Origin of the sequence: Algoriphagus sp., assembly GCF_024305035.1 — a bacterium.
Lineage (GTDB): Bacteria > Bacteroidota > Bacteroidia > Cytophagales > Cyclobacteriaceae > Algoriphagus.
Map to the genome: position 1 here is coordinate 97,838 of NZ_JAMWZB010000008.1, position 14,461 is coordinate 112,298.

Consider the following 14,461-nt stretch of genomic DNA (forward strand, 5'->3'; position numbering starts at 1 on the left):
ATTTTAAGAAAGTCGAACCTCCTCCACGGAGCAACCCGTAGCGATCATAGGAAATACATTATCCTCTTTTTCTACGACCACTTCTAAAAAGAAAGGCCCATCGTGAATTAGCATATCCTCAATCGCCTCTGTAAGTCCTGATCTTTCGGTTACTTTTTGAGATTTGATATGATAGGCCTCTGCAATTTTAATAAAGTCAGGATTGTCCAATTCGGTAAAGGAATAGCGTCTGTCAAAAAACATCTGCTGCCACTGACGCACCATGCCAAGGAAATTGTTATTCAAGAGCACAATTTTCACTGGAGCTTTCGTCTGCATGATCGTTCCCAATTCTTGAATGGTCATTTGAATGCCCCCATCTCCTACCACACAAATTACCTGACGTGAATAATCGTAAAGCTGGGCACCCAAAGCGGCCGGTAAAGCAAAGCCCATCGTCCCTAAGCCACCCGAAGTAACCTGGGTTCTTGTTTTCTTATAGTTAAAATATCGCCAAGCGATCATCTGATGCTGCCCCACATCAGTCACTAAAACGGCATCATCGGCTTTGTATTGATTGATCTGATTGATGACTTCACCCATGGTCAATCCTGTTTTGGTAGGGGTAATGTCATGCTGCATGACCGCTTCTTTTTCCATTTTCTCGAGTTCCCGGAATTTCCCCAGCCATGGAGCATGTGATTTTGACTCAATGGCTTCGGTCAGCATACTGAGGCTTTCTTTACAATCCCCGTGAATAGCTACAGCTGCTTTAACATTTTTATTGATTTCGGCTGCATCCAGTTCGAGATGGATCACTTTTGCCTGTTTTGCATATCGCTTCAGGTCACCTGTTACTCGGTCATCGAAGCGCATACCAACAGCAATCAAGACATCGCATTGGTTAGTCAGCAGATTCGGTGCATAATTTCCATGCATTCCCAGCTTACCCACAAAATTTGGATGATCCTCTGATAGTGCTCCGGACCCCAAAAGGGTGCAAGCGGCGGGGATACCGGATTTATCTAAGAAAAACTTCAATTCCGTTTCAGCTTTCCCTAAAGTAACCCCCTGTCCAAAAAGCACATAGGGCCGTTCAGCCTCATTAATCAATTTGGCAGCTTGGGATATCACGGATTGATCGATAATTTGATGGGTTTTATAGGACCTGAACCCCAAGCATGGCACATAATTAAATTCACCAAAATCAACTTGTGCATTTTTGGTAATATCGATCAAAACAGGCCCAGGTCTTCCTGATCGGGCAATATAAAATCCTTTGGCAATGGCAGGTGCAATATCCTCAACGCAACGTACTTGAATATTCCATTTGGTACCAGGCATAGAAATACCTACTACATCTGTTTCTTGAAAAGCGTCTGTCCCAAGCAAATGGGCCGCTACTTGACCGGTTATGCAAACTAAAGGTGTGCTATCAATCTGTGCATCCGCCAGGCCAGTAATTAAATTTGTGGCTCCGGGACCGGAGGTAGCCAAACAAACCCCTACTTTCCCGGAGACGCGGGCATAGCCTTGGGCCGCATGAATAGCTCCTTGCTCATGGCGAGTCAGCACATGTTTGATCTGCTCATGGTAATCATACAGGGCATCATACACCGGCATGATGGCGCCTCCCGGGTACCCAAAAATTATTTCAGCTTGCTCGGCTATAAGCGAACGAACAACAATATCTGCTCCTCTGATCATTGAATCCTTCATAGCATTAAAATTTATCGGTCACACAACCTTCAGATGCGGTAGAAACTAATTTATTGTATTTTTTCAAGGTCCCCTGTAGTCCTGAAATCGCTTTTGGGGTCCAGGATTTTTTGCGCTTGGTAAACTCTTCCTCACTGACGTTCACCGACAGCGATTGAGCATTGGTATCAATGGTGATTTCATCTCCATCTTGAATCAACCCAATCGGTCCGCCACTCCAAGCCTCAGGGGTCACATGTCCTACCACAAAGCCATGAGTACCTCCTGAAAACCGTCCATCAGTTATCAAAGCCACATCCGCACCCAATCCTGCTCCAATAATCATAGAGGTTGGCTTAAGCATTTCGGGCATTCCGGGAGCACCTTTTGGCCCAACATTGCGGATCACAACCACATCTCCTGCTTTTACGCTATGGTCCCGGATGGCATCGTTGGCTTCCTTTTCCGAATCAAACACCTTAGCTGGTCCAGTGAATAGACGACCCTCTTTTCCGGTGATTTTGGCCACCGCACCTTCCGGAGCCAAGTTTCCATTCAGAATGCATAAATGTCCGGTCTCTTTTATTGGTGACTCTACAGGATGAATCACATTGACTTTAGAAGGAACTATCGGTGTGATATGTTCTAAGTTTTCGGCCAGAGTCTTTCCGGTCACCGTCATGCAGTCCCCGTGTAAAAAGCCCTTTTCCAAAAAATATTTCATAAAAGCAGGCAAACCACCCTGCTCATGCAAATCCTCCATCAAATAGTTACCCGAAGGTTTAAAATCCCCAATCATTGGGGTTTTGGCATTTAATTCCTTAAAATCTTCCAAAGAAAAATTTATTCCCGCAGTCCGGGCTATCGCAAGAATATGCAAAACAGCATTAGTACTACCTCCTAGCGCTATGGCCACACGAACCGCATTTTCAATGCTTTTCCGGGTAACAATATCACTTGGCTTGAGGTCCTTTTCGAGTAAAACTTTGATGTACTTATTAATATCCTTGCATTCCTGGATTTTCTCAGGGGAGTTTGCTGGGTTTGATGCAGAATAAGGAACAGACATACCCATGGCTTCAATAGCAGAAGACATGGTATTTGCGGTGTACATGCCTCCACAGGCTCCTGCTCCTGGACAGGCATTTCGGATGACTCCGTCGTAATCGGCTTCTGAAATGGTACCTTGGATTTTTTTACCAAAAGCCTCAAAAGCGGAGACAATATTGAGCTTCTCGCCTTTGTAATTGCCCGAGGCAATCGTACCGCCGTAAACCATAATCGAAGGTCGGTCAATGCGAAGCATTCCCATGACCGCCCCGGGCATATTTTTATCGCATCCGGCTACCGCCACACATGCATCAAATGAATGTCCTAAAATGAATGACTCAATGGAGTCTGCTATAATTTCTCTCGAGACCAAGGAATAGCGCATTCCGAGTGTGCCCATCGAAGTGCCATCAGAAATCCCTATTGTATTAAAAACCAATCCTGTGAGCTCTTGCTCTTGAGATGATTCTTTAATCAATGCCGCAAAATCATTAAGGTGCATATTGCAGGGATTACTTTCATAACCACAGCTCGCAATGCCCACAAATGGCTGCTTCATTTTTTTGTCACTCAATCCGGTGGCATAAAGCATGGCCTTACCTGCCGGATGCTCAGGGTTATCAGAAATTTCCCAACTGTATTTCTTTAGATTCATAGGTTATGGGTATAAAAAAAGTGCCTCAACTAACTGAGGCACTTAGGATTTTATTTTATCAGAATAAATAGTCTAGTGCCTCACATTAATTTTCAATGAGAATAATCAAGCTTAGCAAAAAGACTACTGGGTTCATAGGATTTAGGTTGAGCGAATAAGTTGCGTTCATTTATTTTTCAAACTTAAACCCGAAAAACCACACTTACAATATTTAATTCGCCTTTCTGTTCAGCAGACAAAATTTAAGTAAAAGTAAAATGATTTTTTTCAAAATAATAGTCTTAAAATATAGCCGATTTACCCTTTTTCAAAAAATTGAATTCAGGATTTAACCATTTTTCAAAATATTATTTCGAATTTCTGTTTTTTCAATTTTTTTCAATTTTTATTCCCTTTTTCATAATGAAAAATCCGAAACGAAATCAAAGCCCTAATATTTTGAACTTTCTTTATAAAATTTTCAATTAAAATCCTCAAGTTTTACCTGTTAAATTTATTCTATTTTTGTTAAAATTTACTTCCATGATCACTTTCCCAAACGCCAAAATTAACCTTGGACTTCACATCACCGGCAAACGAAAAGACGGATACCATGAAATTGAAACTTGCATGGTTCCCATTCCGCTCTTGGATGCATTGGAGATGATTCTGGATAAAAAAGGAGGCTGGGATAGTACCGGATTACCAATTCCCGGAGAAGCAAAAGACAATTTGATCTTAAAGGCAGAAAAACTTCTCCGAAAGGATTTTCAGGGCTTACCAAACTTAAAAATCCATTTACACAAACACATTCCCATGGGAGCCGGTTTGGGTGGCGGCTCTGCCGATGGAGCCTTTGCGTTGAAGCTGATGAACAATCTTTTTGACCTACATTTGGATGATTTTTTTCTGGAAGAGTATGCAGCCCAACTCGGAAGCGATTGTCCGTTTTTCATCGAAAACACCCCAAAGATCGCTAGGGGACGAGGGGAAATCCTAGAACCCATTGACCTCTCCCTCAATGGAAGCTATTTGGTACTGATCAATCCCGGAATTCACATTGGCACCAAAGAAGCCTATGCCGGGGTTACTCCTGCCCAACCCAAAGTCAAATTGGAAGAAGTACTCGCCGACCGAAGTCGATGGAAAACGGATCTAGTAAATGATTTCGAGGAGAGCATTTTCAAAAATCATCCTCAAATCGCCCAAATCAAACATCAATTTTACGAGGCCGGCGCGTACTACGCTGCGATGTCCGGATCCGGTTCGAGTGTGTTTGGGTTGTTTGAGAAGAAGCCAACTTTAAATGATTTTTCCGCAGAATATTTCCTCTTTGAAAAAGAATTATGAAATTCATTGGATAGATTTTAACGACATTACTTTCACTAACTTCCGAACTCCATATTTCTCAATTTGCAAGTTTTGGTCAATAAACCTATTTAAGCGATGGCGGAAGAAAAGAGCCTATGTCCGATCATTCAAAAAAGCAAAATCCGACCCTGATATTCATATCCTTGCAGAATGGAGGTTGAGGGAATACTATCAGCAGCTCCTCGATTGCGAAAATGAGGATTAAAATCTATCCCAAAGTCCGCACGGCCTTTCTCCGCTTATTCCAATAATTCAGCACTGGATAGGTCAGGACTGAAATCAAAATGATCAAGGTTCCCAGATAAAATTCCGAAGTCATTTTTTCACGTTCTCCAAAAATCAATACCGCCAAGACTATTCCGTAAACCGGCTCCAGATTAATGGTCAAATTGATGGAAAATACGGTCAATCGCTTCATCAAGTCTACCGAAACCGAAAAGGCATAAACCGTACAAACCCCTCCCAAAATCAACAGCCAAAACCAGTCAAAGCCTTGCCAAGCCCATTGGATCCCTTTCCCATCGGTCAAATACGCCGCATAGATTGGCATAAATGCCAAAATAAACATACTAGCTCCAGTCATCTCATAAAAGGTAATCTGATAGGGATCGTGCTTTTGGGTCAGTCTCCCATTAATCACCGAAAAGCAGGCCGCCAAAAAAGCTGATGCCAAAGCCATCGCCAAGCCCAGCCAATACCCGGTTTCGAAGTTGAAAATGACCACCAATCCTGAGATCACCATGATTCCAAGAGCCACCTCGTACCATTTGATTTTGGTCCTGTTGAAAAAAGGCTCCACGAAAGCCGTCCAAAGTGAAGTTGTCGCCATTCCAGCCAAACAAACCGAAACGGTCGCCATGCGAGCAGACCAAAAAAACAAAATCCAGTGTAAGGCAATCAAAATCCCTGTCCCCAGCACTTTCCACATTTCTTGGGTTGGGATCAGGATATTCTTTCTTTTCCATACGAAGAGTAGCGCTACTCCCACTGAAGCTATCAGCGTTCGATAAAAAACCAGTTCCAAGGCTGGAAGAGAAATCAAAACACCCAAAATCGCAGTGAATCCCCAAATCAAAACGATGAGATGGAGTAGTAAATAATCCTTGAAACTAGTCTGCATTTATCGGGGTACCGTTTTGTATAAAATCAATCCCAACAACCCAAACACTATGTTGGGAAGCCAAACTGAAAAGATGGGGTATTCGGAGCCATTCTCAGCGAAAGTCCGTGAAAGAATGAATAGCAAAATGTAAACAAAGGCCATCAAAAAACCCATGGCAATTTGAAATCCCGATCCTCCCCGAGTTTTCCGAGCAGACATAATCACCCCGATGAAAGTCAAAATCAAGGCGGCAAAGGGCGACATGAACCGAACATATCGTTCGATTTTATAAAACTCCACATTATCCGCCCCCCTTGCTTCCAACGTTTTGATCTGTCGACTGAGCTGGGGAAGTTTGAGCGTTTCATGGTGTTTTTCCGGAACCCCAAAATCCTCGGGAACGATTGATAATACGGTATCTTTAGCCTCCCCAACCGTCCATACTTCCTTTCGATCCTTGAGTTCGCGGAGTCGCCAATTTCGTAGTGTCCAAGAATTTTTTGCGGTATCCCACTCGATACGATCCGCTGAAAGTTTGGCCAAAAGTTTACCATCTTTAATGGTTTCCAAGGTGAAAGTAAACCCAGAGTTACTGGTTTTATAAAAACGATTTAGGTAGGCATAACTATTTTCTCCCACTTTGATGTGAATATTCTGCTCGGTGTTAGGTGCTCCTTTATCCAAATACACCAATCGAAATACCGTCACCCCCTCTGTGGCTGCAGGCAAAACCCAGCCATTCAAATAAAAACTTACCGCACCAATCAGAGCCGCTCCCATTAAAAAAGGACGAAGCAAACGAACAAAACTCACTCCACTGCTGAGAATGGCAATAATTTCTGTTCGCCCAGCCATTTTGGAGGTAATGAATATGACGGAAATAAAAACTGTGATCGGGGTCAGTAAGTTATTCAAATACAAACCATAATTTCCCATATAACGGAGGATTTCAGCCGAGGGAACTTGGTTTTGAATATAGACATCATTTTTCTCGGTAAAATCCAGCACCAAAACCACCAAAATAAGCATCAAGACCACAAAGAAGTAGGTCTTCAAAAAATCCCTTATAATCAGCTTATCGAGTAGTTTCATTGGTTAAAGTCGTGTGCTTACTTTTTTGACCATTTGATCTTTCCAAACGGCAAAATCACCAGCTAGGATATGTTCTCTGGCTTGTCCTACCAGCCATAAATAAAAAGACAAGTTATGAATACTGGCGATTTGCGCAGCCAAAATTTCCTTAGAAATCGTTAAATGACGCAAATAAGCCTTGGAATAGAAACTGCTCGCATAATTCCCAATCACCGGATCGATGGGATTAAAATCATCCTTCCACTTTTCATTTCGGATATTGATGATTCCTTCGGAAGTAAACAACATGCCATTTCGGGCATTTCGAGTAGGCATCACGCAATCAAACATATCCACCCCCAGGGCGATGCATTCCAAAATATTGGCTGGAGTACCCACTCCCATCAGGTATCGGGGTTTATCCGCAGGCAAAATCTCTGTGACCAACTCAGTCATTTCATACATCATTTCTGCCGGTTCGCCAACAGAAAGTCCACCGATGGCATTTCCTTCTCTTCCTTGCTCAGCGATAAACTCGGCACTTTGCTTGCGCAGATCCTTATACACAGAACCCTGGACTATTGGAAAAAGCGTCTGAGTGTAGCCGTATTTCCCTTCTGTAGCATCAAATCGATCCATGCATCGTTTCAACCAGCGATGGGTCATTTCCATGGAATTTCGCGCATAGCCGTATTCACAAGGGTAAGGTGTGCACTCGTCAAAGGCCATGATAATATCCGCTCCGATGGTGCGCTGAATATCCATCACATTTTCGGGGGTAAAATGATGTTTAGACCCGTCGATATGGGATTTGAAAGTCACGCCTTCTTCTTTGATCTTACGGGTTCCGGCCAGTGAAAAAACCTGATAGCCCCCTGAATCGGTCAAAATTGGCCGATCCCAACCATTGAATTGGTGAAGTCCGCCTGCTTTTTCCAGAATATCCAATCCAGGGCGAAGATAAAGGTGATAGGTATTTCCCAGAATTATCTGAGCTTGAATATCCTCCTTAAGTTCCCGCTGATGGACCGCCTTTACCGTACCCGCTGTGCCCACGGGCATAAATATCGGGGTTTGAATCGTCCCGTGATCGGTCTCCAGTTTTCCAGCGCGGGCCTTTGATGGGTTGTCGGATTTTTCTAATCGAAACTTCATTTACTTATTTTAAGGAGAATTAATACTTTTTTCACCTCCTGGTTTAGGCTCACAAAAATATCCACTTATTCTTAAACGAATGCTGAAATTGATTTTATATTTGCCCAGCAAAACCCACCTATGGACCTATTTTTACTCTGGACTCTCTTTAGCCTCGGGATAATCATTCAGGCGGTGTATTTATTGGTGATTTTTGGCAGAGTAGCCTTTTTCAAAACACCTTCTACAAAGCAAGAAACTAAAAATGAAGAGCCGGTCACCATTGTCATCGCAGCCAAAAATGAATTTAAAAACCTCAAAACCCTAATCCCCAAACTTTTTGAGCAAGATTACCCCAAATTTGACGTAATGATCATCAACGATCAAAGTACCGATCGTACCAAACGACTGCTGGAAGAAATGATGGCCATCTATCCCAAGCTTCGATCGGTCACCATCAAATACACACCCGATCATGTCACACCGAAAAAATATGCGCTTACGCTCGGTATCAAAGTAGCTAAAAATGACGTCATCTTATTGACCGATGCGGATTGTGTACCAAGTTCTGATCAATGGATCCGTAAAATGACTTCTCCGGTTCGGGAAAAAGGCAAACGATTTGCCATCGGCTATTCTGCTTATGAACCAAAGCCCGGATTCCTTAACCGCTGGATACAATTTGAAACCCTAATGACCGCTTTGTATTACCTGTCTTTTGGATTTTGGAAAGCTCCCTTTATGGGAGTAGGAAGAAATCTATGCTACCGGAAAAGCTTTTTTATGGAAGTCAAAGCCTTCAAAGGAATCTGGCATCTTGAAGGAGGAGACGATGACCTTTTTGTCAACCAGCACACCACCGGAAAAAATACTGCGATGGTCTTAGACCCCCTGGCAAATACAATTTCCAAGCCGAAGGAAAACTGGAAAGAGTACCGAATTCAGAAAAAAAGACATCTCCATATCGGAAAATACTATCGGAGTGAGGATAAACGAAAAATTGGATTTTACACCCTTTCTCATGCATTATTTTGGCTTGGAGGGATTGCTTTACTGATTTATTTTGGACTTCAGGCCAATTGGGAACATTTTCTGATCATTTTCGGTATTATCCTTGGAAGATCTATGCTCATGTACTTGATCTTTTCCACAGCAAGTAAAAAAATCAATGGGTCTAAAATCCGCTCGAATTTCCTAATCAATGACTTTTTGTATTTAGGTTATTTTTGGATTTTGGGTTCCATTTCCCATCAGTCAAAAGACATTCAATGGAAATAAACGAACGCGGATTTTCAAACAAGGCACTCGAAGATTTTGATCTGATCGATCAGGCCGTGGATCACAAAGACCAGCAGGCCTACGCTACCCTGATGAAGCGGTACAAAAAGGCGGTTTATTTCATGATTTTGAAAATGATCCGAGATGCCGACGATGCAGAAGATCTGACCATGGAAGCTTTTGCCAAGGCATTTAAAAATCTTCACCGATTCAAAAAAGATTATACCTTTTCTACCTGGCTTTTCCGGATCGCTACCAACAATGCCATTGATTTTATCCGAAAGAAAAAACTCAAAACCATGAGTCTCAACTCCACCATGTCAGATGACAGCGGAAATGCGGTCAATATCGACGTGGAAGACGGAGATAATAATCCTCAGGATGAATTCATCAAATCCCAGCGCATCGAAATGGTACGGATTTTTGTAGACAAGCTTCCGGCGAAATACCGAAAACTAGTTCAATTGCGGTACTTTGATGAATTGTCATACGAGGAAATTGCCCAAGAACTCGAAAAGCCCTTAGGAACAGTAAAAGCCCAGCTCCACCGCTCCCGAGAGCTCCTGTATGAAATCGCCTCCGGCAAACAAAAACACATCTAAATGAATCCGGGCACCCAACTGATCCAATCCTACTTTCCCAACCTCAGCGAAAAGCAAATCGAGCAATTTGAGCGTTTGCAATCCCTCTACGAGGAATGGAATGCCAAAATCAATGTGATCAGCCGCAAGGATATGGATCAGATTTACATCCATCATGTCCTTCATTCGCTGGGAATTGCCAAGGTGATGGGGTTTCAACCCGGCACCAAAGTACTGGATATTGGTACAGGTGGCGGGTTTCCCGGAATTCCCCTGGCTATTTTATTTCCGGATACCCATTTTCACTTGGTCGATTCGATCGGAAAGAAAATAACTGTGGTCAAAGAAGTGGCCCGAGCGTTGAAGCTCAGCAATGTAGAAGCGCAACAAGCCCGGGCGGAAACTTTGGTGCGGAAATATGATTTTGTGATCAGCCGTGCAGTCACGCGCATGATCAATTTTTACCCTTGGGTCAAAGGAAAAATCAAAAAGGAAGACTTTAATGAATTTCCTAACGGCATTTTATATCTGAAAGGTGGGGATATCGACGAGGAAATGGAAGAACTGGACAAATCCTACGTTACCTACCACCTGAGTGATTATTTCAAAGAAGAATTTTTCGAAACCAAAAAGGTGGTCTATATGCCTTGGGAGGATAAAAGATAACAGATTGTATTTTTGAAGATACAATTATTGTTAAAAAATGTATTTTCAAAAATACAATTTGACCTTATTTCTGTATCTTTGAAGATACAATGGAAAACCTTTTAAAAAGATATCAATCACTGCTATCCAAGGTTCAGCTTGGGTTTGAGAGAAATCTATCTTCCCAAATCAATTGGGAAGCAAGAGCTATTGGACTAAAAGGAGCCCGTGGAACGGGGAAATCCACACTCATGCTTCAGCAAATCAAGAAGCGGGGGGATTTCTCCAAATCGGCATACATTTCATTAGATGACCTCTATTTCAAAAATAATACTGTCCTAGATACTGCTGAGCAACTTTATCGTGACGGAATCCGAATACTTTATTTGGATGAAGTTCATAAATACCGTGATTGGCAGCGGGAAATAAAAAATTTATATGACTTTTATCCGGATCTGAAGCTGATCATCTCTGGATCTTCTATTCTTGAACTTCAGAAGTCAAGTGTTGATCTCAGCCGAAGAGTTTTGTTTTATGAATTACCAAGCCTTTCTTTTCGGGAATTTTTAGCGTTGAAATATGATATTATCATTCCGAAATTCACACTAGAAGAACTCCAAAAAAACCACATTACGATCGCTCAAAGCCTCAAAGAAAAGCTGGACTCACCACTTACCTATTTTCGTGAATTCCTAGAATATGGCGCTTACCCTTACTTTATGGAAGGGGTAACAGATTTCAACTATCGGCTTCAGCAGGTCGTCAATGTAATAATCGATTATGATTTGCCTGAGGCCAAAGACATCTCAGTAAGCACCCAAAATAAATTAAAAAAGCTCCTTTTTATACTCTCTGAATCAGTCCCTTTCACTCCGAACATTTCAAAACTAGCTACCCAACTCGAAACCACTCGACCTATGCTAACTGAGATGTTGTATTTGCTAGAAGAAGCACGATTGGTCCGAAATTTACGATCCGCAAGCAAAGGAACTTCACTGCTAAATAAACCTGAAAAAATCTATCTCTCAAACACCAGTTTGATTCATAGTTTTTCTGAAAAAGGAAGAAATCAAGGAAATCTTAGGGAAACTTTTGCAATTGACCAACTTCAAAATGCAGGCTATTCAGTCACATTCCCGAAACAGGGTGATTTCCTAGTTAATGAAACTTATTTATTAGAAATCGGTGGAGCGGGGAAAGGCTCATCTCAGGTTTCAGATTTTGAAAACCATCTTATCTTCTCAGACGATTTGGAAATAGGCTGGGGAAGAAAGCTCCCACTTTTTTTACTTGGACTACTCTACTAAATACTTGAATTAGATTTTCTGCGATTTCAAAAAAATCCCTAATTTAACTACGTTTAATGGCATATCAGATCTTCCAAAAAAGAATTAATTCATGCCAGAGAACTCAATCAAAAACAACCCCAGGGGGGGCGTGAATTCTTTGAGGAATTTTCCAACATTGTAAATGAATCCACTACCTCAAAACAGATAATTCACAAATATCCCAGTGTAGGGCCTTATATAGAAATTGGTTTCCTTAGAGATCAAGTCATCCTGATACGTGACAGGGGTGGGAATAGGAATGGTCATTTGTGGATCATCCAATCGAATAGATTCTTTAAAGGCAGTGCTTGCCCAAAAATGAGATCCGATAATTTTCGCTTCGGCACTTAATACCATCCTTTCTGTAACTCGATACCCAAAGCCAATAAATGGCATCCCTGCCAAAGCATATCCTTTTTTAGTTTGGACATCATACCGGTTTTGCGGTTGATTATCCTCTGACAACAAATAGGCCTCATCCTTTTCTCTTTTGCCACTTGAAAATTCGAATTCGAATTCGACCCCGTAATATCCAAACCACTTCTTTGATAAAAAAAACTGCCACTCATGACCCAGCGCCATCCCAATAGCTGAATTTCGATTTTTTATAAAAGGAGGATTGGGTGTAGGTTCGGCACTTTCTTGGGTAAAGGACTGAAATTCACCGAATACTCTTAATCGGATTGCTTTGTTTGACGTATAATTTCTCCTTGCCAACAACTCAATTCGTGGGGAAATCAAACTATCTCCCCCAAATAAATCCTCAGTCACAAAATCAAAGAAAAGCTGGGTATTTAATCCGATTAGCCAGGTTTTAGCCGGAAAAACTTCCACGGAGTCTTTTTCTTCGATTGATTGGGACCATACCTGACCTGAGATCAGGCAAAGAAGAAAAAGGATACTCATTTTATGCCTCTGAATCATAGCAATCAAACTTATTTTGAATAAGAGGAGTCTCAAAAGAGGCTCCCCTATCTTATTTATTTTTGAACTTTATTTTTCTATGTATATCCGCTTTCTTACCAGTAAGAATTGTGCACGGACCAAAATGAGGGTTGAAGTTCAATTTAAGCAAACTTCGGTCATCGGTCATCGGTCTCCTGTGCTGAGCAAAGTCGAAGCATCCAGCTGATTAAGCAAAGAAAATATGGCTACTGGTATAATTACGGATAATCAGTTTAATTTTTAATACCTATACCGTTTTAAACATCATTACTTATCAATGTACCAATTTTCCAGCCCGCTGGAATCAACCATTAGTAACTATCGGCGTAGGCAACTGTGATACTTCCTCCATTTTGACCTGTTTCAGGAAACTGTATTCTTGGAATTGAGAAAGTTCTGTTTGATGTGTTGCCAATTGGAATAGATGGATTTCCGGAGATATTACCCGGAGTAACGCCATTTAAGGTTTTTATAATAACCTCAAAGTCGAAATTAATTGGTTCGTTAGTAGGGTAAGCACAATCAGAAATTTGAATCTTTAAAAATCCTTTTGGAATAGTGCTCCCACCCTGAAAAAGTAAATTATCCCATATTACGGATACATTACTTACTAATGCATAAGATCCCTGAATAGTTGTTTGCCCATTTGAAAAAACTACATTTGTCACAGTCCATCTATAAGTTGAATTACAAGGATTCCCCTCATTTGAGGCGGCAAAGGTAAAGTAATTTACAGCTTCCCCTGGACATACCAAATTACTTTGATCCCTAGTTATCTCAATTTGGGAGTAGGTTAAGATTGAGAACATAAATAAGAAGGGAAAAATTAGAATGTACTTCATGTTTATTGAATTTTAAATTGAAAACCTATTTTTGTCGTAAATGAAATTTTGGTATGAGAAAAAACCCCGCCTGCGTTTGTAGTAATAAATTCCTTTTCGGAGACAAGATCAAGTGGCACCACTTCTCTGGCCAAATAGGATTCATAAGAAGAATGAGAAATGTTTAAATCTTGCTGAACTGAAAAAAGAAGTTTTGAACTTACAGAATAAATAAAACCCAATAACCCTCGAACAGAATTATCAACTATCCGATTTTCGCCTTGTGAATTACGCAAGACCAATGTATCAAAAACAACACTTGGAATTGTACTATCCTCGTCATTCCAAAAATAAGTCATTGCAACCTCGCCTCCATAAAACCAACTCCATTGTCGGCTGATCTTCTGATGCCATTCGTACCCCAATCCCACTCCTAGACTGGAATTCCATTTCTCTTCAAATAAAGGCAAATTTTCATTTATAGATTTCTCATATCTCCCTTCAACTCGGAAGCGGATGGCTTGATCATCTTTCGTAAACTTCCGGTACAAAATTTCTAGTGGTAGGGTTTCAGGCTTATCAAAGAAAAAGTTTGGATTAAGGATCGCATTGATCCCAAGAGTTTGTGTGCCCTCTTCAAAAACCTTGGATTTGATCGCCTGACCATCTGAATTTTCCTGAGCAAAAACTGAGAAACTCATAAAAAGAAATGGAATTAGCAAAAATATTCTCATGGGTTATTGTGATTGACTGATATGCTAATTTTAGAAATATAAATTTTATTTTCCAAATCCATATTTCTATCTATAGATCTATTTTTTTAT

The 14,461-nt window shown here is 41.2% G+C and carries 13 protein-coding genes; 5 read left to right on the top strand and 8 right to left on the bottom strand.

Features of this window, described 5'->3' with window-relative positions:
• Positions 1-3: 3 nt before the first annotated feature.
• Both ilvB and ilvD read right to left on the bottom strand, forming a co-directional pair.
• A complete protein-coding gene (gene ilvB, locus Q0L00_RS06085; RefSeq protein WP_297335974.1) occupies positions 4-1,698 on the bottom strand; it encodes a biosynthetic-type acetolactate synthase large subunit in 1,695 nt (564 codons plus the stop codon).
• A 4-nt stretch (positions 1,699-1,702) separates the two neighbouring features.
• On the bottom strand, positions 1,703-3,382 hold the full coding sequence (gene ilvD, locus Q0L00_RS06090) for a dihydroxy-acid dehydratase (RefSeq protein WP_297335975.1): 1,680 nt from the start codon (positions 3,380-3,382) through the stop codon (positions 1,703-1,705).
• A 522-nt stretch (positions 3,383-3,904) separates the two neighbouring features.
• On the opposite strand from ilvD, the gene ispE reads away from it, so the two are divergent.
• Positions 3,905-4,711, top strand: coding sequence for a 4-(cytidine 5'-diphospho)-2-C-methyl-D-erythritol kinase (gene ispE / locus Q0L00_RS06095; RefSeq protein WP_297335976.1), 807 nt, complete (start codon positions 3,905-3,907; stop codon positions 4,709-4,711).
• A 229-nt stretch (positions 4,712-4,940) separates the two neighbouring features.
• Here ispE and Q0L00_RS06100 read toward each other — a convergent pair whose 3' ends face one another.
• Genes Q0L00_RS06100 through tgt form a run of 3 tightly spaced genes read right to left on the bottom strand, consistent with a single transcriptional unit; the run spans position 4,941 to position 8,060 of the window.
• Positions 4,941-5,852 (bottom strand): DMT family transporter, encoded by a 912-nt coding sequence (locus tag Q0L00_RS06100; RefSeq protein WP_297335977.1) that lies wholly within the window; start codon positions 5,850-5,852, stop codon positions 4,941-4,943.
• Positions 5,853-6,926 (bottom strand): LptF/LptG family permease, encoded by a 1,074-nt coding sequence (locus tag Q0L00_RS06105; protein WP_297335978.1) that lies wholly within the window; start codon positions 6,924-6,926, stop codon positions 5,853-5,855.
• Positions 6,927-6,929: 3 nt separating this feature from the next.
• Positions 6,930-8,060: a tRNA guanosine(34) transglycosylase Tgt gene (tgt, locus tag Q0L00_RS06110; protein ID WP_297335979.1), complete on the bottom strand. Its 1,131-nt coding sequence runs from the start codon at positions 8,058-8,060 to the stop codon at positions 6,930-6,932.
• 120 nt (positions 8,061-8,180) lie between these two features.
• Here tgt and Q0L00_RS06115 point away from each other — a divergent pair, with 120 nt between their 5' ends.
• From Q0L00_RS06115 to Q0L00_RS06130, 4 genes are all read left to right on the top strand, one after another.
• Positions 8,181-9,317, top strand: a complete 1,137-nt coding sequence (locus tag Q0L00_RS06115) for a glycosyltransferase (protein WP_297335980.1) — start codon at positions 8,181-8,183, stop codon at positions 9,315-9,317.
• Positions 9,308-9,919: a sigma-70 family RNA polymerase sigma factor gene (locus Q0L00_RS06120; protein WP_297335981.1), complete on the top strand. Its 612-nt coding sequence runs from the start codon at positions 9,308-9,310 to the stop codon at positions 9,917-9,919. Before Q0L00_RS06115 ends, Q0L00_RS06120 begins: the two co-directional genes overlap by 10 nt.
• On the top strand, positions 9,920-10,564 hold the full coding sequence (gene rsmG, locus Q0L00_RS06125; RefSeq protein WP_297335982.1) for a 16S rRNA (guanine(527)-N(7))-methyltransferase RsmG: 645 nt from the start codon (positions 9,920-9,922) through the stop codon (positions 10,562-10,564).
• Between the two features lie 89 nt (positions 10,565-10,653).
• Positions 10,654-11,850 (top strand): AAA family ATPase, encoded by a 1,197-nt coding sequence (locus Q0L00_RS06130; RefSeq protein WP_297335983.1) that lies wholly within the window; start codon positions 10,654-10,656, stop codon positions 11,848-11,850.
• A gap of 177 nt (positions 11,851-12,027) precedes the next feature.
• Here Q0L00_RS06130 and Q0L00_RS06135 read toward each other — a convergent pair whose 3' ends face one another.
• The 3 genes from Q0L00_RS06135 to Q0L00_RS06145 all read right to left on the bottom strand — a co-directional run bounded on the left by Q0L00_RS06135 (position 12,028) and on the right by Q0L00_RS06145 (position 14,371).
• Positions 12,028-12,795, bottom strand: a complete 768-nt coding sequence (locus tag Q0L00_RS06135) for a hypothetical protein (RefSeq protein ID WP_297335984.1) — start codon at positions 12,793-12,795, stop codon at positions 12,028-12,030.
• 332 nt (positions 12,796-13,127) lie between these two features.
• Positions 13,128-13,658: a hypothetical protein gene (locus Q0L00_RS06140; RefSeq protein WP_297335985.1), complete on the bottom strand. Its 531-nt coding sequence runs from the start codon at positions 13,656-13,658 to the stop codon at positions 13,128-13,130.
• 2 nt (positions 13,659-13,660) lie between these two features.
• Positions 13,661-14,371 carry a hypothetical protein gene (locus tag Q0L00_RS06145; protein ID WP_297335986.1) on the bottom strand — a complete coding sequence of 237 codons (711 nt, stop codon included), beginning with the start codon at positions 14,369-14,371 and terminating at the stop codon, positions 13,661-13,663.
• Between the last annotated feature and the right edge of the window lie 90 nt (positions 14,372-14,461).